Here is a 22,165-nt window from a genome sequence, read left to right as displayed (position 1 = left end):
AAAGGAGAAAATATGTCCCGTTCCCAATTAACGATTTTAACAAATATTTGTTTGATTGAAGATCTCGAAACCCAGCGCGTGGTTATGCAGTATCGCGCTCCTGAAACCAATCGCTGGTCAGGTTATGCCTTTCCTGGAGGTCATGTAGAAAATGGTGAGGCTTTTGCGGAGTCTGTCATTCGTGAAATCTACGAAGAAACAGGATTGACTATCCAAAATCCTCAACTTGTCGGCATTAAAAATTGGCCACTAGATACAGGTGGGCGCTATATTGTCGTTTGTTACAAGGCGACTGAGTTTACTGGTACCCTTCGCTCTTCAGAAGAGGGAAAAGTTTCTTGGGTGCAAAAAGACCAGATTCCGAACTTGGATCTGGCCTATGATATGCTACCTTTGATGGAGATGATGGAAGCTCCGGACAAATCTGAATTTTTCTACCCTCGCCGTACAGAAGATGATTGGGAGAAGAAAATCTTCTAGTCTTTTACTAAATAACCGAGCTGATCCAAGGCCTCCTCGATATAGTGGAGGTCTTGTTGTGTTTCGTATCTAATAGTAATAGGAGATTAGTAAAAACATGTGTACTCTGAAATAAATTTAAAATATTTCTAAAAAAGTATTGACAAAACAAAAGAAAACGCTTACTATATAAATAAGGGAACGGTTCCACAATAAAAAGGAGGAGTGATGACTACAATAAAACAGGTTGCTGAAGAAGCCGGAGTATCAAAGTCAACAGTTTCAAGATATATTTCGAAAAAAGGCTATGTCGGAGATGATGCGAGAGAAAAGATAAAAAATGCTATCAAGAAATTAAATTACACACCAAATGTATTAGCACAATCTTTAAAAACTAAAAAAAATCAAATGGTAGGACTCTTATTGCCAGATATTTCTAATCCGTTCTTCCCAAGATTGGTTCGAGGAGCCGAATCATATTTGAAAGATAAAGGTTATAGGATTATGGTTGGTACTATTTCAGATCATGATTCGTTAGAAGAATATATAAACCTTTTGTTAAAAACAAATGCAGCTGGTATTATAACAACCCATGACTTTACAAAGGAATTTCCAAATCTAACATTACCTGTTGTTGTGGTTGACCGGATTAGTAAAGATACAGGCTATGGTGTTTTTTCTGATAATCAGTTGGGTGGACGTTTGGCTGCTAAAGCAATTTGGAATGCTGGGGCTGAGCAGGTTATGATCATCAAAGTTTTAGATGATAAAGCTGAGAATATTGTGGAACGATTTGAAGCAAGTTTAAACTATTTGAGGAATAAAAATTTAGAAATTTGTATTGAAGAAAGTGAAACTTTTGACTTTGAAAAAATTCAAAAAGAAGCTAAAGAGAATCTAAAAAGAAATCCAAATATTGATAGTATTATAGCACCTTCTGATATTCATGCGATAGCTTATATTCATGAAATTTTAGCAATTGGGAAAAAAATTCCAGATGATATTCAAATCATTGGTTATGATGATATTGTACTTAGTCAATTTATTTATCCTTCTTTATCAACTATCCACCAATCATCATATAAAATGGGAGAACAGGCTGCAAAGCTAATCTATAATATGGCAAATAAGTTCTCTATAGATGAAGCTAAAATTAAACTCCCTGTTAGGTACATAGAAAGAAATACATTAAGGAGAAAGAAATGAGTAAAATTGTTGTTGTTGGAAGCATTTCAATGGACTTAGTTATGAGAACAAAAAGGATTCCAGAAGGAGGTGAAACGATTTTTGGCGATTCATTTAATATAGTTCCAGGTGGAAAAGGTGCAAATCAAGCTGTAGCTATTGGTAGATTATCCAGTGTTGAAGATAATATTTACATATTTGGGAACGTAGGAGAAGATATTTTTTCAGCAGATTTATTAAGTAATCTGCAAAATAATGATATTTCTACAGCATATGTGGGAACGGTACCACAGTCTACAGGAGTTGCACAAATTACTTTATATGGAGGTGATAATAGGATTATTTATTATCCCGGAGCTAATAATTTAGTTAAAACAAATGATTGGAAAAATGAGTGGAAATTACTTAGTGATGCAAGTATTGTTGTATTACAGAATGAAATACCACATGAAGCCAACTTATCTATAGCTAAATTTTGCCAAGAAAATCAAGTTAAGGTTCTTTACAATCCTGCACCAGCTAGAGAAACAGACAAAGAGATGATTCCTTTTTGTGATTTTATTACTCCTAACGAGCACGAATGTTCAGAGCTTTTTCCAGATAAGAAATTAGAAGAAATTATTAAAATTTATCCTAATAAAATGATTGTGACATTAGGAGTTGAAGGTTCTATTTATTATGATGGGACAGCAGTTAAGAAAATTCCTGCTATAAAAGCAGAAGTAGTTGATACTACAGGAGCAGGAGATACGTTTAATGGTGCTTTTGCTTATGCTATCTCAAAAGGAAAAGAGATGGATATTGCATTGTCCTTTGCAACGATTGCTTCACATCTTTCTGTTCAAAGATTTGGAGCGCAAGGAGGTATGCCGAGTTTGAAAGAAATAAAGGAGCATTCAGGATATGAAGAAATATGGGATTTTAAATAGTAATATAGCGAAACTAGCTGATGATTTAGGTCATATGGATTTGGTTTGTATCGGAGATTTAGGATTGCCAGTTCCAAAAGGTGTTGATAAAATTGATTTAGCATTAAGAAAAGGTAGTCCAAGTTTTTTAGAAGTTTTAAAAGAATATTCAGATCATGTACTTATTGAAAAAATTTTCTTAGCAGAAGAAATTAAGGAAAAAAACAAAGAACAGTGGCAAGCAGTTCTAGATCTTTTAGGATCGAATATAATTATTGAATATATTAGTCATGAAGAATTGAAAGCTATGAATACTAAAGTTAAGGCAGTTATTCGCACTGGGGAAGATACACCATATTCGAATATAATCTTGCAATCAGGAGTTATTATTTAGAAGGGGGTTGCCTATGAAAATTGAAATGAAGAACATTTCAAAATCTTTTGGGAATAATCGTGTTTTAGAAAGTATTGATTTGGTTCTTAATTCAGGAGAAGTTCATGCTTTAATGGGGGAGAATGGCGCAGGCAAATCAACCTTAATGAATATTTTAACTGGACTTTTTCCAGCTACTTCAGGAACTATTTTTATTGATGGAAAAGAAAAAACATTTTCTAATCCTCAAGAGGCAGAACGGTTTGGACTGAGTTTTATTCATCAGGAAATGAATACTTGGCCAGATATGACTGTACTTGATAATCTTTTTTTAGGAAGAGAAATTAAAAATTCGATTGGGTTTCTAGATAAAGTTAGTATGGAAAGGAAAGCTAAAGAAGCATTTAAACGTCTTAATATCTCTATTCCTCTCGATGCAATCATTGGTCAATTATCAGTCGGACAACAACAAATGATAGAAATAGCAAAATGTTTATTATCAGAAGTTTCCTTGTTAATTATGGATGAACCCACAGCAGCTTTAACTGATCGTGAAACTGAAACACTTTTTAAAGTGATAGAAGGATTAAAATCTGATGGTGTAGGTATTGTGTATATTTCACATCGGATGGAAGAAATCTTTAAGATCACAGATCTTATAACTGTTATGAGGGATGGGTTTGTAATTGATACCAAGAAAACGAAGTTTACTAATGCAGATGAATTAGTTCAGAAGATGGTAGGCCGTGAATTAGAAGATTATTATCCAGAAAAAAAGGCTGAGATTGGGAATATTGTTTTTCAAGCTAAGAATCTTTCTGGTGATGCTTTTACGGATATTTCTTTCTATGTACGTCAAGGGGAAATTCTTGGTTTTTCTGGTTTGATGGGTGCTGGTCGTACTGAAATAATGCGAGCAATTTTTGGAATTGATTCTTTAAAATCTGGTCAAATTATAATAAACGGAGAACAACTGATAATTAAAAATCCTTTTGAAGCAATTAAGCATGGAATTGGTTTCTTAACAGAAGATCGTAAAGATGAGGGATTGATTTTAGATTTTTCTATTAAAGATAATATGACTTTACCTAGTACTCGTGATTTTGTTAAAAATGGCATTTTCGATAATAAAACAAGTGGTATATTTGTACAACGCTTAATTGATAGGTTACAAATTAAATCAGGTTATCCAGATAAGGAAGTTGGGACACTTTCTGGTGGTAATCAACAGAAAGTAGTTTTAGCAAAATGGATAGGTATTGCACCAAAAGTACTGATTTTAGATGAGCCAACTCGTGGGGTAGATGTTGGAGCTAAGCGTGAAATTTACCAATTAATGAATGAATTAGCTGAACGAGGTGTACCGATTATTATGGTCTCTTCAGATTTACCAGAAGTGATTGGAGTCAGTGATCGCATTATGGTCATGCATGAAGGTAGAATTAGTGGGGAATTAACACGTCGAGAAGCTACACAAGAAAAAGTTATGCAACTAGCTACAGGAGGACAATAGTGTGAAAAATACTATGAAGTACATGTCAGAATTGACAACGGTAATAGCATTGATAATTTTAATGGCTGTCATCACTATTATCAATTCAAATTTTTTAACAGCAAATAATCTGTTAAATTTACTATTGCAAGTAACATCAAATGCACTGATTGCTTTTGGAATGACTTTTGTTATTCTAACAGGTGGAATCGATTTATCAGTAGGATCAATTTTAGCCTTATCCAGTGCGCTAACAGCAGGTTTATTAGGATCTGGAATGCCTGTTACGTTAGCAATTCTCATCTCTTTAATTTTGGGTTGCATTCTAGGTATGATGAATGGGTTATTGATTTCTTACGGGAAATTAGCTCCATTTATCGTCACTTTAGCGACTATGACTATTTTTAGGGGAGCAACACTTGTTTATACAAATGGGAATCCTATTACAAAAGGATTAAGTGATACATTCTTATTTCAATTTTTGGGGCAAGGTTACATAGTAGGAATTCCATTTCCTGTAATTATTATGTTTATTGTATTTATTGTTTTATATGTTTTACTTCATAAAACAGCATTTGGTAAATCTGTATATGCTATAGGGGGGAATGAAAAAGCAGCATATATATCAGGTGTGAAATTAAATAAAGTGAAAATTATCATTTATTCAATATCAGGTATTATGGCTTCAATTTCTGGATTAATTATAACATCACGCTTAAGTTCTGCTCAACCAACAGCAGGTGCTAGTTATGAAATGGATGCTATTGCAGCTGTTGTTCTTGGAGGAACCTCTTTATCTGGAGGTAAAGGTCGTATACTTGGGACTCTAATAGGTGCTTTAATTATTGGAGTTTTGAATAATGGACTTAATATTATTGGTGTTTCAGCATTTTGGCAACAAGTAGTAAAAGGAGTTGTAATCTTAATTGCTGTTCTGATTGATCGTTTTAAAGTTGTAAAACAGTAGAATAATTTTCAATTTTTTTGGAAATAGTAACAGTTTATTAGATGACGTACAATAATCGGGATTGAAACTATCCCTATAGATATATATTACGAGGAGTAATAACATGAAAAATATTAAAAAAATTAGCATTTTTGCTTTGTTTGTAACATTTATTTTTGCTTTAGTAGCTTGTGGAAAAACTGGTTTAGGAAATTCATCAAATGATAATAAATCTACGACTCAAAAGTCGGCAAAAGAATTAAAATTAGGAGTTTCTATTTCTACTACTAACAATCCTTATTTTGTGGCTATGAAAGATGGCCTTGAAAAAGCTGCAGGGGAAAAAGAAGTAACTTTGAAGATAGCAGATGCACAAGATGATGCTGCTAGACAAGCAGATGATATTCAAAATTTTATTAGTCAAAATGTAGATGCTTTACTAATTAATCCAGTTGATTCTGATGCAATTGTTACATCTATTAAAGCTGCTAATAATGCAAACATTCCGGTAATCTTAATTGACCGCGGTAGTAATGGTGGTGAAGTCTTGACAACTGTTGCTTCTGATAACGTAGAAGCAGGTAAAATGGCTGCAGAATTTATTACCAAGCAATTGGGAGAAAAAGCAAAAACTTTTGAATTATCAGGAGTCCCTGGCGCTTCTGCAACTGTAGATAGAGGTAAAGGATTTGAACAAATTTCAAAGACAAATTTAGATGTTCTTTCTAGTCAATCCGCTAATTTTGATCGCGCAAAAGCTTTGAATACAGCGCAAAATATGATTCAAGGAAACAAAGAAGTACAAGCAATCTTTGCACAGAATGATGAGATGGCGTTAGGAGCTGCACAAGCAGTAAAAGCAGCTGGTCTTAGCAATGTATTAATTGTTGGTATTGATGGTCAACCAGATGCACATGATGCTATTGCAAAAGGTGATATTACTGCCACTATTGCTCAGCAACCAGCTAAGATGGGTGAAATTGCTATTCAATCAGCAATAGATCATTATCAAGGGAAAAAACTGGAAAAAGAAACAGTTTCTCCAATTTATCTTGTGACTAAGGATAATGTTGATCAACATAACTGGTGATATATTTTTAGTAAGCAAGTAGTTGTTAATTTTCATTCAATGTGCTTTTTAAATATCATTGTTACTATTTGAGCTATTGGATTCAAAAAGACCAGATTCCAAACTTGGATCTGGCCTATGATATGTTACCATTGATGGAGATGATGGAAGCTCCTGACAAATCTGAATTTTTCTACCGCCACCGTACAGAAGATGGCTGGGCGAAGAAAATCTTCTAGTCTTTTACTAAATAACCTAGCTGATCTAAGGCCTCCTCGATATAGTGGAGGTCTTGTTGTGTTTCGGCTTCAACTAGGTGGTAATGGATACCATCTGTTAATTCAGACAGAGGTCTAAAATCTGAATGCTCAACTTGTTCTAGAAAATGTTGCACATCTCTACGACAAGACAGTTTCAGCAAGGTTTCAATTTCTCCATAGACGGGATGGTCAATCAAGGTGTTTTGAACACGTCCGCCATTATCTACGATAGCAAGGAGTTCTTGACCGATTTCTTCAACTTCATGTTTCACTTTGAAAAGTTTGTGAACATAAGGGTTGGTTTCAATTTGCTTATAGACGTAGCCACGATTGGTGGATAGGATAGGAGCGCCATCGGCTCTTAAAATTGCAATGTCCTGTACAATGACCTGGCGTGTAACATGAAAATGTTCAGCTAAACTTTGGCCATTGAGGGCTTTAGGAGTTTCTTTCAAGAGTTGGAGCAGGGCTTGTTTGCGATCTTTTGTCATAGTTCTTCCTTTTAACGGCGTTTGCGAAGCACTTTATAGACAGCTAGTGCTAATGTATAGTCTACCATACTATGGATAATTGTACCAAATCCAACTAGCACAAATAGAACATAAAACATATTTTCTACATTGGTACCAGAAGTTGCGTAAAAAACGACACAGGCCAATACTTCAGCAAGGGCATGGACAAGCGCTAACACAAAGTTGAAAATCCAGGAAGCTTTTGGTTTATCTAGGGTATCGGGGAATTTTTGTAGGTAAAGAGCCCCCAAAGTTCCAAAAAAGATATGGGAAAAAGCTCGAAAAACAATAACCATGGGATAGCCAGCCATCAAGAATCCAAAACTAGAGGCTAGGATGACAAAAACTGCCATCAAGGGCGACAAGAACATAGCGATAAAAATAGCGATGTGGCTTCCTAAAGTATAGGAAGCAGGTGGAATGACAATCTTAAAAGGCATAACAATTGGAATCAAAATCGCAATAGCCGTTAAGAGGGCAGTCATTGTCATAAATTGTGTCTTTTTCCGTGTATTCATAAGAATCTCCTTTTTGACTGTATATACACTAGTATAGTATAACAAACAAGACAATAAAGCAAGGATTTACTTAAGTTTATAGGCCATTTTAAATTAAATATTGGTAAAGATTTCACTAAAAAAAACTGTATAGAGCAACATCTCCACCTTCAAGCTTGAAAGTGGAGATGTTTTTATTTTTTCAAAGTCTGTAGTCTTGGAACAATAGCTAGAGTAAGAATTGCGGAAATGACTAATTCGGCAATCGAATTTGTTGAGATAACGGTTGCTAGGAGTTTTTGGATATTACCATCAAAGACATTTCCAAAAAGGTAGAAAATTCCACCAAGTACAAAGACTGTGTTGGTAAGTGAACCTAGGGCACCAGCTAAAATCAGACCAGTCTTGTTTTTCATTAGTTTATAGACTAGATAAGGAGTTAAGCCAATCAAAATACGTGGGACGATAGCAATGATAGCTGAGTAGATGTTCCCGTTTGGGACGAATGGTGAGAAGAGGTAGCTTGTTGGTAGAATCGTAATAGTGTTAACGGTCAAGCTAAGTAGCCCCATCAAAAATCCAAGTGTAACCCCAACTCGTGGACCGTAAATAATGCTGGCAATAATGACAGGAATATGAACGATGGTCGGTTTGATTGGGAATGGAAAAAGGTTAAAGATAAGTGAGCTCAGAAAGTGTATCACGAGCATGGTTGCAAAAAAGATAGCAATAGGTGCAATGTTAGAGCGTTTTTTCATCGAGAGTTTCCTTTATTCTTTCTAAAATAATTGTGAGGTCGGCTAAAGCTCCTCGTCCATGGTCGCCACAAGCTAGTAGGGATTCCTTAGGAGCAATCAGCTGATAGCCGTAGCTTTCTAATGTTTTCAGATTAGCCTGAGTTGCCGGATGGTCATACATTTTTGTATTCATTGCTGGTGCGATGAGTTTTGGGATATGACTTGGCAAGGCTAGAGCCGTACTGGTCACCATGTTGTCCGCAAAGCCGTGGGCTAGTTTTGCAATAGTGTTAGCAGTTGCAGGGGCCACAATAAATAAATCCGCCTTTTTTCCAAGTTCGATATGATTGACCTGATCAGGATAGGGTTCCTTCATGACATCCAAGTGGACAGGGTTCTGTGAGAGTACCTGTAGTGTCAAAGGTTGGATAAACTCTGTAGCAGCCTGAGTCATTAAAACAGTGACTTGGTGGCCTTGTTTTTTTAGAGAACTGACTAAATCTGCCGACTTGTAAGAGGCGATTGAGCCCGTTACAGCCAAGAGAATATGTGCCATAGCTTTCCTTTCTATGAATGATAGGCTTGAATTTTTTTAAGGAGGAGTTCTGCAATTTCTTCTTTAGTCTGGACTGTTTGAAGCTGATCTTTTTCAACAAAGATTGCACGATGCTGGTTTGCTGAAATTTGAGTCAGGTCATTTGCGATAATCAAGTCTGCTTGGTTCTTGATAAGACTTTTTCTCGCAATGTCAACCAGATGTTCTTCGGTAACATCAACCAGTAGCTTAAAGCCAATCAGATGAATAGCAGGATTCCATTCCTTGACTAAAGAGATGATTTTGGGTGTTTTTTTAAGGAACAAAACCTGAACTTCATCAGTTGAAGAAATCTTAGCTTGATGATTCTGCTTGTTTAAAAATTCTTCTAGATTGGAACTAGCTTGAACTTCCTCCAGCCCCGTCATATAAACAGGAGTGTAGTCAGACACCGCCATTGAGTGAATGAAAACCTGATAGTCCTTGATACGTTCTTGCATTTCCAGTAGAAGGTCCTTGGTGTTGGTAATTTCTCGAATACTTAGGTTAGGATGGGATTCTGGTTTCAAAGCTCTTTTTGTCGTTATTAAATAAACTTCATGCCCTGCAGCAAGCAAGGTTTCTGTGATGATTTTCCCCAAACGACCGGTAGAATGGTTAGTGATAGAGCGGACGCTATCGATGGCTTCACTGGTACCGCCCGATGTAACTAAAATTTTCATAGCACTATTGTACACAAAAATAAACGGTAAGTAAAATGAAAGTGATAAAATTTTGGTAAAAGGAAAGAATATAGTTTCAAACTATAAAGCCATATAAAATTTAAGAAAGGGCTCTAAAAACCTTAAAAATATGGATATTTACGAACGTTTAGAGAGTTTTAGGATGTTAAAAATCTTGTTTTGTGTTATAATGAGTTATCATATAAGAGGTTAGAGGAGTTTTGAATGAAAACAGATATTGAAATCGCACAGAGTATTGAGTTGAAGCCAATTGTTGATGTTGTAGAGAAACTTGGTATTTCTTACGATGATTTGGAGTTGTATGGAAAGTACAAGGCTAAGCTCAGCTTTGATAAAATTCGTGCAGTTGAGAGCAATCCAGTTGGGCAATTGATCTTGGTTACTGCCATCAATCCAACACCTGCAGGTGAAGGAAAATCAACTATTACCATTGGTCTTGCGGATGCCTTGAACAAGATTGGCAAGAAAACCATGATTGCTATTCGCGAACCATCTCTTGGTCCAGTAATGGGTATCAAGGGTGGTGCCGCTGGTGGTGGTTACGCTCAAGTTCTGCCAATGGAAGACATCAACCTTCACTTCACTGGAGACATGCATGCCATTACGACTGCCAACAATGCGCTTTCTGCCTTGATTGACAACCACTTGCACCAAGGGAATGAGTTGGGAATTGACCAACGTCGTATCCTTTGGAAACGTGTTGTGGACTTGAACGACCGTGCTCTTCGCCATGTAACAGTTGGGCTTGGTGGCCCTCTAAATGGTATTCCACGTGAGGATGGCTTTGACATTACAGTTGCTTCAGAGATCATGGCAATTCTTTGCTTGGCAACAGACATCGAGGACTTGAAACGCCGTTTGGCGAATATCGTTATTGGTTATCGCTATGATCGTACACCTGTTTCTGTAGGTGATTTGCAGATTGAAGGTGCTTTAGCTTTGATCTTGAAGGATGCGATTAAGCCGAACCTGGTTCAGACAATTTACGGTACACCTGCCTTTGTACACGGTGGTCCATTTGCCAATATTGCTCATGGATGTAATTCAGTCTTGGCAACTACAACAGCTCTTCACTTGGCTGATTATACAGTTACTGAAGCTGGTTTTGGTGCAGACCTTGGTGCTGAGAAATTCCTTGATATTAAGACACCAAACTTGCCAACATCTCCAGATGCAGTAGTTATTGTTGCAACCCTTCGTGCTCTTAAGATGAATGGAGGTGTGGCTAAAGACGCTTTGACAGAGGAAAATGTGGAGGCGGTTCGTGCCGGTTTTGCTAACTTGAAACGCCACGTTGAAAATATCCGTAAGTTCGGTATTCCAGCAGTTGTTGCGATTAACGAATTTGTATCTGATACAGAAGCTGAAATTGCAGCCTTGAAAGAACTTTGTGACTCAATCGATGTACCAGTTGAATTGGCTAGTGTCTGGGCTGATGGTGCAGAAGGTGGAGTAGCACTTGCCGAAACAGTTGTCAAAACCATCGCTGAAAACCCAGCTAACTATAAACGTTTGTATGACAATGACCTTTCAGTCCAAGAAAAGATTGAAAAGATTGTTACTGAAATCTACCGTGGTAGCAAAGTGAACTTTGAGAAGAAAGCTCAAACACAAATCGCTCAAATCGTTCAAAACGGTTGGGACAAATTGCCAATCTGTATGGCTAAAACTCAATATAGTTTCTCAGACAATCCGAATGCACTTGGAGCACCTGAAAACTTTGAAATTACCATTCGTGAATTGGTACCAAAATTAGGTGCAGGCTTCATCGTTGCCCTAACTGGCGATGTCATGACCATGCCAGGACTTCCAAAACGACCAGCAGCCCTCAACATGGATGTTGAAAGCGATGGAACAGTTCTAGGCTTGTTCTAGTATATTGCAATTGACTTTATACTCTTCGAAAATCAAATTCAAACCACGTCAGCTTCACCTTGCCGTACTCGAGTACAGCCTGCGGCTAGCTTCCTAGTTTGCACTTCGATTTTCATTGAGTAATAAATGAGTTTGGAAAAACTATCCAAGCTCATTTTTTTATCTAGATACAAGAAGTTGCCTTCTACACGTAACCAGTCTAGGTAAAGATATTTTCCCTGAATTCTGATATAATAGAAATATTGACTTCAAGAGTAAGGAAGAGAAGATGAACGCATTATTAAATGGAATGAATGACCGTCAGGCTGAGGCGGTGCAAACGACAGAAGGCCCCTTGTTGATCATGGCGGGGGCTGGTTCTGGAAAGACCCGAGTTTTGACCCACCGTATCGCTTATTTGATTGATGAAAAGCTAGTCAATCCTTGGAATATCTTGGCCATTACCTTTACCAACAAGGCTGCGCGTGAGATGAAGGAGCGTGCTTATAGCCTCAATCCAGCGACTCAGGACTGTCTGATTGCGACCTTCCACTCCATGTGTGTTCGTATTTTGCGTCGCGATGCGGACCATATTGGCTACAACCGCAATTTCACTATTGTAGATCCTGGTGAACAGCGAACGCTCATGAAACGCATTCTTAAACAGTTGAACTTGGATCCTAAAAAATGGAATGAACGAAGCATCTTAGGAACCATTTCCAATGCTAAGAATGATTTGATTGATGATGTGGCTTATGCTTCCCAAGCTGGCGATATGTATACGCAAATCGTGGCTCAGTGTTATACAGCCTATCAGAAAGAACTGCGTCAGTCGGAGTCGGTTGACTTTGATGATTTGATTATGCTGACCCTGCGTCTCTTTGATCAAAATCCTGATGTTTTGACTTACTATCAACAGAAATTCCAATACATCCACGTTGATGAGTACCAAGATACCAACCATGCCCAGTACCAACTAGTCAAACTCTTGGCTTCGCGCTTTAAAAATATCTGTGTGGTTGGGGATGCGGATCAGTCTATCTACGGCTGGCGTGGTGCTGATATGCAGAATATCTTGGACTTCGAAAAGGATTATCCCCAAGCCAAGGTTGTTTTGTTGGAGGAGAATTATCGTTCAACTAAAACCATTCTCCAAGCGGCCAATGAGGTTATTAAAAATAATAAAAACCGCCGTCCTAAGAATCTCTGGACTCAAAACGCTGATGGGGAACAAATCGTTTACTATCGTGCCAATGATGAGCTAGATGAGGCTGTATTTGTAGCCAGAACTATCGATGAACTTGGTCGGAGTAAAAACTTCCTTCACAAGGATTTTGCAGTTCTTTATCGTACTAATGCGCAGTCCCGTACTATTGAGGAAGCCTTGCTCAAGTCAAATATTCCTTATACCATGGTTGGCGGAACAAAGTTCTACAGCCGTAAGGAAATCCGAGATATTATCGCTTACCTCAATCTTATTGCCAATTTGAGTGACAATATCAGTTTTGAGCGTATTATCAACGAGCCTAAGCGTGGAATTGGGCCAGGTACAGTCGAGAAAATTCGTGACTTTGCTAATATGCAAGACATGTCTATGCTAGATGCTTCAGCCAATATTATGTTGTCTGGTATCAAGGGTAAAGCAGCCCAGTCTATCTGGGATTTTGCCAATATGATTCTAGATTTACGAGAGCAGCTAGATCAATTAAACATTACAGAGTTGGTTGAGGCCGTCCTAGAAAAAACAGGTTACGTCGATATTCTAAATGCTCAAGCGACCTTAGAAAGCAAGGCTAGGGTTGAAAATATCGAAGAGTTCCTTTCTGTAACGAAAAACTTTGATGACACCTCTGATGAGCCAGAAGAGGAAACTGGTCTGGACAAGCTGAGTCGTTTCTTAAATGACTTGGCTTTGATTGCAGACACAGATTCAGGTAGTCAGGAGACATCAGAAGTGACCCTGATGACCCTACACGCTGCCAAAGGTCTCGAGTTTCCAGTTGTCTTTTTGATTGGGATGGAAGAAAATGTCTTTCCGCTTAGCCGTGCAGCTGAAGATCAAGATGAATTAGAAGAAGAACGCCGTCTAGCCTATGTAGGTATCACGCGTGCAGAGAAAATTCTCTATCTGACCAATGCCAACTCACGCCTGCTTTTTGGTCGTACCAACTACAACCGTCCAACTCGTTTTATTAACGAAATCAGTTCAGACTTACTTGAGTATCAAGGATTGGCTCGTCCAGCCAATACAAGCTTTAAGGCATCTTATAGCAGTGGTGGCCTTGCCTTTGGCCAAGGTATGAGTCTGGCTCAAGCTCTTCAAGACCGTAAACGCAGTGCGGCACCAAAATCTATCCAGTCAAGCGGTCTTCCATTTGGTCAGTTTACAGCTGGAGCAAAATCAGCGTCTAGCGAGGCAAATTGGTCTATTGGTGACATTGCTCTCCACAAGAAATGGGGAGAGGGAACCGTTCTGGAAGTTTCAGGTAGCGGTGCTACGCAGGAATTAAAAATCAATTTTCCAGAAGTAGGTTTGAAAAAACTTTTAGCCAGTGTAGCCCCAATTGAGAAAAAAATATAATTTTCCATCCTTCTCACGAATAATAAAGTGAGGAGGATTTTTATGTACAGTATTTCATTCCAAGAAGATTCATTATTGCCAAGAGAAAGACTGGCCAAGGAAGGAGTAGAAGCGCTCAGTAATCAAGAGTTGCTAGCTATTTTACTTAGGACAGGAACACGGCAAGCAAGCGTTTTTGAAATTGCCCAGAAAGTCTTGAGCAATCTTTCAAGCCTAACGGATTTGAAAAAAATGACCCTGCAGGAATTGCAGAGTCTGTCTGGTATCGGGCGTGTTAAGGCTATAGAATTACAAGCTATGATTGAACTGGGGCATCGTATTCATAAACATGAGACTATTGAGATGGAAAGTATTCTCAGCAGTCAAAAGTTGGCCAAGAAGATGCAGCAGGAGTTGGGACATAAAAAACAAGAGCACCTGGTGGCGCTCTATCTCAATACTCAAAATCAAATCATCCATCAACAGACCATTTTTATCGGTTCTGCAACTCGTAGTATCGCTGAGCCGCGAGAGATTCTTCACTATGCTATCAAGCATATGGCGACTTCTCTCATTTTGGTTCACAATCATCCTTCAGGAGCGGTAGCGCCTAGCCGAAATGATGATCATGTCACTAAACTTGTAAAAGACGCCTGTGACCTGATGGGGATTGTCCTCTTGGACCATTTGATTGTCTCTCATTCTAATTACTTTAGTTATCGTGAAAAGACGGATTTAATCTAAAGTTCATTAACGACATAGTCAAAGAGGTTTTTATCTTTGGGGCGATTTTCAAATAGAAATTCTGGGTGCCATTGGACACCGAGAAAGGCAACGTCATCCGTACTCATGACAGCTTCAATGATACCATCTTGAGGATCATGAGCTGCAATCTTTAAATTTGGTGCTAAATCCTTGATGCTCTGATGGTGGAAGGTGTTGATATGCGAAATTTCTCCATAGATTTCTCGAAGAACTGTATCAGGCTCTGTCATCAAGCGTTGAGTTGTGTACTCAGCAGAACAATCCTGCCAATGGTCTTCGATATCTTGGTACAAAGTTCCACCCATGGCAACGTTAAAGAGTTGAGTTCCACGGCAGACAGAAAAAATTGGCTTTTTCTGTTTAATAGCTTCCTTGATGAGGGCCAGCTCAAAGAAATCCCTTTGAAGGTGGTAGTCATCGCTATCGATGGTTTTTGGTTCACCATAGAATTTTGGATCAACATTTTGCCCACCTGTCAAGATGAGCTTGTCAATCATACTGATATAGTGGCAGGCCATTTCTTGATCACCAATCGGTAGGATGATGGGAATCCCTCCAGCGTCTTTAACGCCTTCCACAAAGCCTTTTGCTACGTAGCTCATCATGATGTCATCATCTGGATGAGTTTTTTCGTTTCCTGTAATCCCAATAACTGGTTTTTTCATAAAATGATTTTCGCTTTCTAATCCTCTTTTCGCATGAAGTAGAGGAGGGTTTGGAGTTCACTTGTCAAATCGACATACTGAACGACCACGTCTTTTGGTAAATGCAGATGGACTGGTGAAAAACTGAGGATTCCTTTCACGCCAGCATCAACCAAGAGATTGGCAACCTCTTGCGACTTGACGCTGGGAACAGTCAAGATAGCAGTCTTCACATCAGCATCCTTGATTTTATCCTTGATTTGAGAAATTCCGTAAATAGGAATCCCGTCAGGAGTTTGGGTACCGACTTCGGGATGGTCATCTAGGTCAAAGGCCATGATAATCTTCATCTTGTTACGCTCGTGGAAGCGGTAGTGGAGAAGGGCGTGGCCCATATTTCCAATACCTACCAGCATGACATTGGTGATGGAGTTATCATTGAGCAAATCGGCAAAAAATGTCATCAGTTTTTTGACATCGTAGCCAAATCCACGACGACCTAGTTCACCAAAATAGGAAAAATCACGACGTACGGTCGCGGAATCAATACCGATAGCCTCTGCAATTTGTTTAGAGTTGGCACGTTCAATCTTTTCTGCATGAAATCTCTTAAAAATTCGATAGTAGAGAGAGAGTCTTTTCGCTGTAGCTTTTGGAATAGCAGACTGTTTATCTTTCACAAAATCACAACCTTTCTATTCTTCTATTTTATAGAAACATTGTGAAAAAATCAACAAAAACAAGAAAAAACTAAGAAAAATCTTAGTTTTGATGTAAAAAATCTGCATGTGATAGAAAACGGTAGAGGTCTCCGACTAGTCCTTGGTAAACTTCCTGCCCTTTAAAGGTCAAAGAAGTTACATAAAGTGTATCTGGTAGGGTCACGCATCCTGATAAAGCTAGCATGAGAGCCTCGTAATCCTCATACTTTAGAGTCCGCTCTACATGATAGCTGTCTTTATAGGTCAGTTCAAACATCTTGGACCTATCTTTCAGATTTTGTAAAGACACCACGTTCTACTAAACTATCCATGAGGAAGTAGAATTTTTCCTGATGAATGTGGTGGTCTTCTGATTTGAAAATATCAACTAGACGTAGCCCAAACTTGTCAGTGATATTGATTTTAGCACCTGTAAGTTCCTTGTTAATGATGATTTTGAGTTGGAATCCCTCACCGCTATTCGGAACTTTTTCCAAAAGGCGAGTCAATTCATAGTTCCCAACCTTAGTCTCAAAAAAGGTGTTGTCCTTGAGGGTGAATTTCTTAACAGAAGGGCTAAGAGTGTAGTCGTAACGACAATTTTTTAACTGAATGGTTTTTTCAAATGCCATATGGCTAACCTCCGATAATTTCTTTTAAGGTTTTTGCGAGGGTATGTAGGTCTTCAACAGTATTTTCTGGCGACAAACTGATACGAACGGATTCCTTCAAGCGTTCTGAATTTGCCCCGTACATGGCTTCAAGAACATGGCTGGATTGTACAATGCCCGCAGTGCAGGCTGAGCCAGTAGAGATTGAAATTCCAGCCAAATCTAGACGAAGGAGTAAGAGGTCATTTTTCTGGCCAGGAAATCCAATATTGAGAACATAAGGGAGATGGTGTTCGCTTCTATTCAAGTAATATTGAACTCCCTCTAGCTCTGCAAGAAAGGAAATTTCTAAATTTTGTACATGTTGAAAATTGTCTTCTTGCTTTTCTAGGTCTTCTTTTAGGGCTGCAACCATGCCTACGATGGCAGGCAGATTTTCAGTTCCTGCACGTTTTTTCTGTTCTTGGTCTCCACCATGTAGATAGGAATCAAAGTCCATTCTAGAAGCGTAGAGAAAACCGATTCCCTTAGGACCATGGAACTTGTGGGCCGAAGCAGTGAGAAAATCAATGCCCAATTCTTCTGGGTGTATAGGGATTTTACCAATAGCCTGAACTGCATCGACATGATAGGCGGCTGGGTGTTGCTTGAGTATTTGGCCAATTTCAGCAATGGGAAGTAGGTTTCCTGTCTCATTATTAGCAAACATGGTAGAAACCAAAATCGTATCGTCACGTAAGGCCTCTTGAATTTGCTGGGCGGTGATTTCTTGATTTTCTGGCTGGATAATGGTTACTTCAAAACCGAAGTGTTGAACCAAGTAATCAATAGTTTCAAGGACGGCATGGTGCTCAATGGCAGTTGTGATGATATGTTTTCCTTGTTCTTGATGACGAAGGCAGTAGCCAATGATGGCAGTATTGTTGCCTTCAGTCCCACCAGAAGTGAAAAAGATATGTTGAGGTTTTGTTCCCAGTAACTGAGCTAGCTCCTGACGGGCTTCACGCAAGAGTTTTCCAGCTTGACGACCATGACCATGAATACTAGAAGGATTGCCATGGGTTTCTTGCATAACCTTGGTCATAGCTGAAATAGCAACTGTTGACATAGGAGTCGTCGCAGCATTGTCCAAATAAATCAAAGAATCACCTTATTTCTTTTTGTTGTAGGCAAAGAGTGGGCTGACTGGTTTTCTTTCGTGGATACGGACGATGGCATCACCAATTAACTCACTAGCAGTGATGTAGCATACGTTTTTAGGAGTTTTTTCTTTTGTTGCTACTGAATCAGTCACAAGAATTTCTTTAATATTAGTATTGTCGAGAAGTTCAGCAGCTCCCTCAACGAAGAGACCGTGGCTAGAAACAGCATAAATTTCTGTAGCCCCTTCACGTTCAACGATTTTAGCAGCTTCAGAGAAGGTGCGTCCTGTATTAAGAATATCATCAATCAAGATGGCTTTCTTACCTTCAACATCACCGATAATATAACCTTCGTTGCGAGTAGCATCGTCTTGAGGGTAGTCGATAATGGCGATAGGAGCATCAAGATACTCAGCCAAGCTACGGGCACGCTTTACACCTGAATTTTTAGGGCTGACGACAACAACATCTGACCCAAGTAGGCCCTTATCGCAGTAATGTTTTGCAAATAGTGGCACTGTGAAGAGGTTATCGACAGGAATATCAAAGAAGCCTTGAACCTGAACGGCATGTAAATCAAGTGTAAGGATACGATCTACACCAGCCTTAACCAGCATATTGGCAACTAGTTTCGCTGTAAGTGGCTCACGAGGTGAAGCGATACGGTCTTGACGTGCATAACCAAAATATGGAAGAACAACGTTGATGCTGTGGGCACTTGCACGCACACAAGCATCGACCATGATAAGCAATTCCATTAGGTGGTTGTTAACAGGGAAACTTGTTGATTGGATGATGTAAACATCATAACCACGGACGCTTTCTTCAATATTCACTTGGATTTCTCCATCTGAAAATTGACGTGATGATAGTTTTCCAAGTGGGACACCAACAGCTTGAGCAATTTTCTGTGCAATCTCTTGGTTAGAGTTGAGTGCGAAAAGTTTCATGTTTTTTCTATCTGACATTATAGACCGTCCTCTGTAAACTTTTTAAATCCTAGTCATATCTGCCTAGCCTATATGAACTGGGATTTTTGTATTTTATCTTTTCTATTTTACCAAAAAATAGAGATTATTTCAGCTATTTTTCATGCTTTTGACAAATCGGACCAATTTTGAGGGAGCTTTTTGATAAGCAATCTGATTTTCCTCTAAAAATTGCTGGAAATCTTGTTTCCCTTGCTCGTGATTTTCAACTTCAAGTTCTAATTCGTAATCTGTCATATCAAAGTACTGACTTTCATCCAGCGCCATGAGACCAATAGCTGTTTGCATTTCATAGCGAAGTGTCGTTAGACAACCAAGAATCTGCCATTCACTAGTTTTAATACCATGTTTCGCCAATTCATCCAGTACTAGCCCTTGAGGAAGTTTTTTCTTGCTCAGATAGTTTTCAGCATCTTTTAGTTGCAATTTTTGATTGTATTCCATGTTTCCGACACTTTGTGGGACTTTGAGTGTCAATTCTGCCCAATCTTCAAAAGTGCGAATGCGCAAAGCAACTTTCTTTTCTCGCAGTTCAAAATCAGGCGTGTCTATGTAGTAATTTTTTTGAAGAACAGGAGTGACGTCTGTGAACTGGTCTTTTAGACGATTATATTCATCTTTTTTCAAGAGTGTTTTCAATTCAATTTCTAAATGTTTCAATTTTCTTACCTTTTCTTTGTCTATGAAAGCGGATTATATGATATAATAGCTTTGTATTTATTGTATATGAATCTGGAGAAAAAATCAAAGATATTTTTGAAGGATAATATGAGAACAAGGGAGAATATATGACCATAGAATGGGAAGAATTTCTAGATCCTTACATTCAAGCTGTTGGTGAGTTAAAGATTAAACTACGTGGTATTCGTAAGCAATATCGTAAGCAAAATAAGCATTCTCCGATTGAGTTTGTGACTGGTAGAGTCAAGCCAATTGAAAGCATCAAGGAAAAAATGGCTCGGCGTGGTATTACTTATGCGACCTTAGAGCACGATTTGCAAGATATTGCTGGTTTGCGTGTGATGGTTCAGTTTGTAGATGACGTCAAAGAAGTAGTGGAAATTTTGCGCAAACGTCAGGACATGCGAATCATACAGGAGCGAGATTACATTACTCATCGAAAGGCTTCAGGCTACCGTTCCTATCATGTGGTAGTAGAATATATGGTTGACACCATCAATGGAGCCAAGACCATTTTGGCGGAAATTCAGATTCGTACTTTGGCCATGAATTTCTGGGCAACGATAGAACATTCTCTCAACTACAAGTACCAAGGGGATTTCCCAGAGGAAATTAAAAAGAGACTGGAAATTACTGCCAAGATTGCCCATCAGTTGGATGAAGAAATGGGTAAAATTCGTGATGATATCCAAGAAGCCCAGGCACTTTTTGATCCTTTGAGTAGAAAATTAAATGACGGTGTAGGAAACAGTGACGATACAGATGAAGAATACAGGTAAACGAATTGACCTGATAGCTAATAGAAAACCGCAGAGTCAAAGGGTTTTGTATGAATTGCGAGATCGTTTGAAGAGAAATCAGTTTATACTCAATGATACCAATCCGGACATTGTCATCTCCATTGGTGGGGACGGTATGCTCTTGTCGGCCTTTCATAAGTACGAAAACCAGCTTGACAAGGTCCGCTTCATTGGTGTTCACACTGGACATTTGGGTTTCTATACGGACTACCGTGATTTTGAGTTGGATAAGCTAGTGACTAATTTGCAGCTAGATACCGGAGCAAGAGTCTCATACCCTGTTCTGAATGTGAAGGTCTTTCTTGAGAATGGTGAAGTGAAGATTTTCAGAGCACTAAATGAAGCCAGTATCCGCAGGTCTGATCGAACCATGGTGGCGGATGTTGTGATTAACGGTGTCCACTTTGAACGTTTTCGTGGAGATGGGCTAACAGTTTCGACACCGACTGGTAGTACAGCCTATAACAAATCACTTGGCGGAGCTATTTTACACCCTACCATTGAAGCTTTGCAGTTAACGGAAATTGCCAGCCTTAACAATCGTGTCTATCGAACCTTGGGTTCTTCCATTATTGTTCCTAAGAAGGATAAGATTGAACTTATTCCGACAAGAAACGATTACCATACCATTTCGGTTGACAATAGCGTTTATTCATTCCGTAATATTGAGCGTATTGAGTATCAAATAGACCATCATAAGATTCACTTTGTCGCATCACCGAGCCATACCAGTTTCTGGAACCGAGTTAAGGATGCTTTTATCGGCGAGGTGGACGAATGAGGTTTGAATTTATCGCAGATGAGCATATCAAGGTTAAGACCTTCTTAAAAAAGCACGAGGTTTCTAAGGGGCTGCTAGCTAAGATTAAGTTTCGAGGCGGAGCTATTCTGGTCAATGAGCAACCACAAAATGCGACGTATCTATTGGATATTGGAGACCGAGTTATCATAGATATTCCCGCTGAGGAAGGTTTTGAAACTCTCGAAGCTATCGAGCGCCCACTGGATATTCTCTATGAGGATGACCATTTTCTAGTCTTAAATAAACCCTATGGAGTGGCTTCTATTCCTAGTGTTAATCACTCCAATACCATCGCTAATTTTATCAAGGGTTACTACGTCAAGCAAGACTATGAGAATCAGCAGGTTCACATTGTAACTAGACTTGATAGAGATACTTCTGGCTTGATGCTCTTTGCCAAGCACGGCTATGCCCATGCACGATTAGACAAGCAGTTGCAGAAGAAGTCCATTGAAAAACGCTACTTTGCTTTGGTTAAAGGCGATGGACACTTGGAGTCAGAGGGGGAAATTATTGCCCCGATTGCACGTGATGAAGACTCTATTATCACTAGAAGAGTAGCTAAAGGTGGGAAGTACGCCCATACTTCTTACAAGATTGTAGCTTCTTATGGGAATATTCATTTGGTAGACATTCGCCTGCACACTGGGCGAACCCACCAAATCCGAGTCCATTTTTCTCATATTGGTTTTCCTTTGTTGGGAGATGACTTGTATGGTGGTAGTCTAGACGATGGAATTCAGCGCCAGGCCCTACATTGTCATTCCTTAACTTTTTATCATCCATTTTTAGAGCAAGACTTGCAGTTAGAAAGTCCCTTGCCGGATGATTTCAGCAACCTTATTACTCAGTTATCAACTAATACTCTATAAAAACTGTTTCAGAGTATAATTATTATCT

25 protein-coding genes and 2 pseudogenes are annotated in these 22,165 nt (G+C 38.8%); 14 read left to right on the top strand and 13 right to left on the bottom strand.

The window, feature by feature from the left end; all coding sequences use genetic code 11:
* Positions 1–12: 12 nt before the first annotated feature.
* Positions 13–480 carry an 8-oxo-dGTP diphosphatase gene (locus tag D8849_RS00625; protein ID WP_033685160.1) on the top strand — a complete coding sequence of 156 codons (468 nt, stop codon included), beginning with the start codon at positions 13–15 and terminating at the stop codon, positions 478–480.
* On the opposite strand, the pseudogene D8849_RS00620 reads toward D8849_RS00625, so the two are convergent.
* Positions 477–554: pseudogene (locus D8849_RS00620) on the bottom strand (DNA-binding transcriptional regulator); the annotation flags it as partial. The gene D8849_RS00625 and the pseudogene D8849_RS00620 sit on opposite strands and share 4 nt — an antisense overlap.
* Positions 555–687: 133 nt before the next feature.
* Here D8849_RS00620 and D8849_RS00615 point away from each other — a divergent pair.
* The 7 genes and pseudogenes from D8849_RS00615 to D8849_RS00585 all read left to right on the top strand — a co-directional run.
* Positions 688–1,665, top strand: a complete 978-nt coding sequence (locus D8849_RS00615; RefSeq protein ID WP_125385866.1) for a LacI family DNA-binding transcriptional regulator — start codon at positions 688–690, stop codon at positions 1,663–1,665.
* The gene (gene rbsK / locus D8849_RS00610; protein ID WP_024057579.1) at positions 1,662–2,573 is read left to right on the top strand and encodes a ribokinase; all 912 of its coding nucleotides are present in this window, start codon (positions 1,662–1,664) and stop codon (positions 2,571–2,573) included. The genes D8849_RS00615 and rbsK overlap by 4 nt, the downstream gene beginning before the upstream one ends.
* Positions 2,548–2,946, top strand: a complete 399-nt coding sequence (rbsD, locus tag D8849_RS00605; RefSeq protein ID WP_000759835.1) for a D-ribose pyranase — start codon at positions 2,548–2,550, stop codon at positions 2,944–2,946. Before rbsK ends, rbsD begins: the two co-directional genes overlap by 26 nt.
* 13 nt (positions 2,947–2,959) lie before the next feature.
* On the top strand, positions 2,960–4,438 hold the full coding sequence (locus tag D8849_RS00600) for a sugar ABC transporter ATP-binding protein (RefSeq protein WP_033687065.1): 1,479 nt from the start codon (positions 2,960–2,962) through the stop codon (positions 4,436–4,438).
* Position 4,439: 1 nt separating this feature from the next.
* Positions 4,440–5,384 carry an ABC transporter permease subunit gene (locus D8849_RS00595; RefSeq protein ID WP_004248623.1) on the top strand — a complete coding sequence of 315 codons (945 nt, stop codon included), beginning with the start codon at positions 4,440–4,442 and terminating at the stop codon, positions 5,382–5,384.
* Between the two features lie 103 nt (positions 5,385–5,487).
* A complete protein-coding gene (locus D8849_RS00590; RefSeq protein WP_000789622.1) occupies positions 5,488–6,453 on the top strand; it encodes a substrate-binding domain-containing protein in 966 nt (321 codons plus the stop codon).
* 77 nt (positions 6,454–6,530) lie between these two features.
* A pseudogene (locus tag D8849_RS00585) lies at positions 6,531–6,671 on the top strand (DNA mismatch repair protein MutT); the annotation flags it as partial.
* Here the strand turns inward: D8849_RS00585 and D8849_RS00580 are convergent.
* The 5 genes from D8849_RS00580 to coaB all read right to left on the bottom strand — a co-directional run bounded on the left by D8849_RS00580 (position 6,668) and on the right by coaB (position 9,695).
* Positions 6,668–7,183, bottom strand: a complete 516-nt coding sequence (locus D8849_RS00580) for a transcription repressor NadR (RefSeq protein WP_000159191.1) — start codon at positions 7,181–7,183, stop codon at positions 6,668–6,670. The pseudogene D8849_RS00585 and the gene D8849_RS00580 overlap by 4 nt on opposite strands.
* A gap of 11 nt (positions 7,184–7,194) precedes the next feature.
* Positions 7,195–7,722, bottom strand: coding sequence for an ECF transporter S component (locus tag D8849_RS00575; protein WP_001097393.1), 528 nt, complete (start codon positions 7,720–7,722; stop codon positions 7,195–7,197).
* 173 nt (positions 7,723–7,895) lie between these two features.
* The gene (locus D8849_RS00570; RefSeq protein WP_004254189.1) at positions 7,896–8,459 is read right to left on the bottom strand and encodes an ECF transporter S component; all 564 of its coding nucleotides are present in this window, start codon (positions 8,457–8,459) and stop codon (positions 7,896–7,898) included.
* Positions 8,443–8,994 carry a phosphopantothenoylcysteine decarboxylase gene (gene coaC / locus D8849_RS00565; protein ID WP_004254190.1) on the bottom strand — a complete coding sequence of 184 codons (552 nt, stop codon included), beginning with the start codon at positions 8,992–8,994 and terminating at the stop codon, positions 8,443–8,445. Before coaC ends, D8849_RS00570 begins: the two co-directional genes overlap by 17 nt.
* Positions 8,995–9,005: 11 nt before the next feature.
* Positions 9,006–9,695, bottom strand: a complete 690-nt coding sequence (gene coaB, locus D8849_RS00560; protein WP_125385865.1) for a phosphopantothenate--cysteine ligase — start codon at positions 9,693–9,695, stop codon at positions 9,006–9,008.
* A gap of 225 nt (positions 9,696–9,920) precedes the next feature.
* Here coaB and D8849_RS00555 point away from each other — a divergent pair, with 225 nt between their 5' ends.
* The 3 genes from D8849_RS00555 (at position 9,921) to radC (ending at position 14,874) form a co-directional block, all read left to right on the top strand.
* Positions 9,921–11,591 (top strand): formate--tetrahydrofolate ligase, encoded by a 1,671-nt coding sequence (locus D8849_RS00555; RefSeq protein ID WP_125385864.1) that lies wholly within the window; start codon positions 9,921–9,923, stop codon positions 11,589–11,591.
* A 268-nt stretch (positions 11,592–11,859) separates the two neighbouring features.
* Entirely contained in the window at positions 11,860–14,151 is a 2,292-nt protein-coding gene (gene pcrA, locus D8849_RS00545; RefSeq protein ID WP_125385863.1) for a DNA helicase PcrA, read from the top strand.
* Positions 14,152–14,193: 42 nt separating this feature from the next.
* Positions 14,194–14,874 carry a RadC family protein gene (radC, locus tag D8849_RS00540; RefSeq protein ID WP_125385862.1) on the top strand — a complete coding sequence of 227 codons (681 nt, stop codon included), beginning with the start codon at positions 14,194–14,196 and terminating at the stop codon, positions 14,872–14,874.
* Here the strand turns inward: radC and D8849_RS00535 are convergent.
* The 7 genes from D8849_RS00535 to D8849_RS00505 all read right to left on the bottom strand — a co-directional run bounded on the left by D8849_RS00535 (position 14,871) and on the right by D8849_RS00505 (position 19,642).
* On the bottom strand, positions 14,871–15,560 hold the full coding sequence (locus D8849_RS00535) for a gamma-glutamyl-gamma-aminobutyrate hydrolase family protein (RefSeq protein ID WP_125385861.1): 690 nt from the start codon (positions 15,558–15,560) through the stop codon (positions 14,871–14,873). The genes radC and D8849_RS00535 overlap by 4 nt on opposite strands.
* Before the next feature lie 17 nt (positions 15,561–15,577).
* On the bottom strand, positions 15,578–16,219 hold the full coding sequence (locus tag D8849_RS00530) for a redox-sensing transcriptional repressor Rex (protein ID WP_000653417.1): 642 nt from the start codon (positions 16,217–16,219) through the stop codon (positions 15,578–15,580).
* Between the two features lie 82 nt (positions 16,220–16,301).
* Positions 16,302–16,517 (bottom strand): DUF4649 family protein, encoded by a 216-nt coding sequence (locus tag D8849_RS00525; protein ID WP_000462491.1) that lies wholly within the window; start codon positions 16,515–16,517, stop codon positions 16,302–16,304.
* A 7-nt stretch (positions 16,518–16,524) separates the two neighbouring features.
* Positions 16,525–16,872, bottom strand: coding sequence for a DUF1831 domain-containing protein (locus tag D8849_RS00520; protein ID WP_000863540.1), 348 nt, complete (start codon positions 16,870–16,872; stop codon positions 16,525–16,527).
* Positions 16,873–16,876: 4 nt separating this feature from the next.
* Complete coding sequence (locus D8849_RS00515; RefSeq protein WP_125385859.1) at positions 16,877–17,992, bottom strand: cysteine desulfurase family protein; 1,116 nt, start codon at positions 17,990–17,992, stop codon at positions 16,877–16,879.
* A gap of 9 nt (positions 17,993–18,001) precedes the next feature.
* The gene (locus tag D8849_RS00510) at positions 18,002–18,961 is read right to left on the bottom strand and encodes a ribose-phosphate diphosphokinase (protein WP_001283818.1); all 960 of its coding nucleotides are present in this window, start codon (positions 18,959–18,961) and stop codon (positions 18,002–18,004) included.
* A 111-nt stretch (positions 18,962–19,072) separates the two neighbouring features.
* Positions 19,073–19,642 carry a CYTH domain-containing protein gene (locus D8849_RS00505; RefSeq protein WP_125385858.1) on the bottom strand — a complete coding sequence of 190 codons (570 nt, stop codon included), beginning with the start codon at positions 19,640–19,642 and terminating at the stop codon, positions 19,073–19,075.
* Between the two features lie 128 nt (positions 19,643–19,770).
* Here D8849_RS00505 and yjbM point away from each other — a divergent pair, with 128 nt between their 5' ends.
* Genes yjbM through D8849_RS00490 form a run of 3 tightly spaced genes read left to right on the top strand, consistent with a single transcriptional unit; the run spans position 19,771 to position 22,137 of the window.
* The gene (yjbM, locus tag D8849_RS00500) at positions 19,771–20,442 is read left to right on the top strand and encodes a GTP diphosphokinase (RefSeq protein WP_000151559.1); all 672 of its coding nucleotides are present in this window, start codon (positions 19,771–19,773) and stop codon (positions 20,440–20,442) included.
* Positions 20,426–21,244: an NAD kinase gene (locus tag D8849_RS00495; RefSeq protein WP_125385857.1), complete on the top strand. Its 819-nt coding sequence runs from the start codon at positions 20,426–20,428 to the stop codon at positions 21,242–21,244. Before yjbM ends, D8849_RS00495 begins: the two co-directional genes overlap by 17 nt.
* Positions 21,241–22,137, top strand: a complete 897-nt coding sequence (locus D8849_RS00490) for an RluA family pseudouridine synthase (protein WP_125385856.1) — start codon at positions 21,241–21,243, stop codon at positions 22,135–22,137. The genes D8849_RS00495 and D8849_RS00490 overlap by 4 nt, the downstream gene beginning before the upstream one ends.
* Positions 22,138–22,165 lie beyond the last annotated feature (28 nt).

Source organism: Streptococcus mitis, assembly GCF_003942765.1.
Lineage (GTDB): Bacteria > Bacillota > Bacilli > Lactobacillales > Streptococcaceae > Streptococcus > Streptococcus mitis_BE.
The sequence above is the reverse complement of the archived record's forward strand: the minus strand, read 5'-3'. Positions and strand labels throughout refer to the sequence as shown.

Coding starts and splice junctions, on each gene's coding strand:
- D8849_RS00625 (WP_033685160.1), top strand. CDS start 13: ATGTCCCGTTCCCAATTAACGATTTTAACAAATATTTGTTTGATTGAA.
- D8849_RS00615 (WP_125385866.1), top strand. CDS start 688: ATGACTACAATAAAACAGGTTGCTGAAGAAGCCGGAGTATCAAAGTCA.
- rbsK (WP_024057579.1), top strand. CDS start 1,662: ATGAGTAAAATTGTTGTTGTTGGAAGCATTTCAATGGACTTAGTTATG.
- rbsD (WP_000759835.1), top strand. CDS start 2,548: ATGAAGAAATATGGGATTTTAAATAGTAATATAGCGAAACTAGCTGAT.
- D8849_RS00600 (WP_033687065.1), top strand. CDS start 2,960: ATGAAAATTGAAATGAAGAACATTTCAAAATCTTTTGGGAATAATCGT.
- D8849_RS00590 (WP_000789622.1), top strand. CDS start 5,488: ATGAAAAATATTAAAAAAATTAGCATTTTTGCTTTGTTTGTAACATTT.
- D8849_RS00580 (WP_000159191.1), bottom strand. CDS start 7,183: ATGACAAAAGATCGCAAACAAGCCCTGCTCCAACTCTTGAAAGAAACT.
- D8849_RS00575 (WP_001097393.1), bottom strand. CDS start 7,722: ATGAATACACGGAAAAAGACACAATTTATGACAATGACTGCCCTCTTA.
- D8849_RS00570 (WP_004254189.1), bottom strand. CDS start 8,459: ATGAAAAAACGCTCTAACATTGCACCTATTGCTATCTTTTTTGCAACC.
- coaC (WP_004254190.1), bottom strand. CDS start 8,994: ATGGCACATATTCTCTTGGCTGTAACGGGCTCAATCGCCTCTTACAAG.
- coaB (WP_125385865.1), bottom strand. CDS start 9,695: ATGAAAATTTTAGTTACATCGGGCGGTACCAGTGAAGCCATCGATAGC.
- D8849_RS00555 (WP_125385864.1), top strand. CDS start 9,921: ATGAAAACAGATATTGAAATCGCACAGAGTATTGAGTTGAAGCCAATT.
- pcrA (WP_125385863.1), top strand. CDS start 11,860: ATGAACGCATTATTAAATGGAATGAATGACCGTCAGGCTGAGGCGGTG.
- radC (WP_125385862.1), top strand. CDS start 14,194: ATGTACAGTATTTCATTCCAAGAAGATTCATTATTGCCAAGAGAAAGA.
- D8849_RS00535 (WP_125385861.1), bottom strand. CDS start 15,560: ATGAAAAAACCAGTTATTGGGATTACAGGAAACGAAAAAACTCATCCA.
- D8849_RS00525 (WP_000462491.1), bottom strand. CDS start 16,517: ATGTTTGAACTGACCTATAAAGACAGCTATCATGTAGAGCGGACTCTA.
- D8849_RS00520 (WP_000863540.1), bottom strand. CDS start 16,872: ATGGCATTTGAAAAAACCATTCAGTTAAAAAATTGTCGTTACGACTAC.
- D8849_RS00510 (WP_001283818.1), bottom strand. CDS start 18,961: ATGTCAGATAGAAAAAACATGAAACTTTTCGCACTCAACTCTAACCAA.
- yjbM (WP_000151559.1), top strand. CDS start 19,771: ATGACCATAGAATGGGAAGAATTTCTAGATCCTTACATTCAAGCTGTT.
- D8849_RS00495 (WP_125385857.1), top strand. CDS start 20,426: ATGAAGAATACAGGTAAACGAATTGACCTGATAGCTAATAGAAAACCG.
- D8849_RS00490 (WP_125385856.1), top strand. CDS start 21,241: ATGAGGTTTGAATTTATCGCAGATGAGCATATCAAGGTTAAGACCTTC.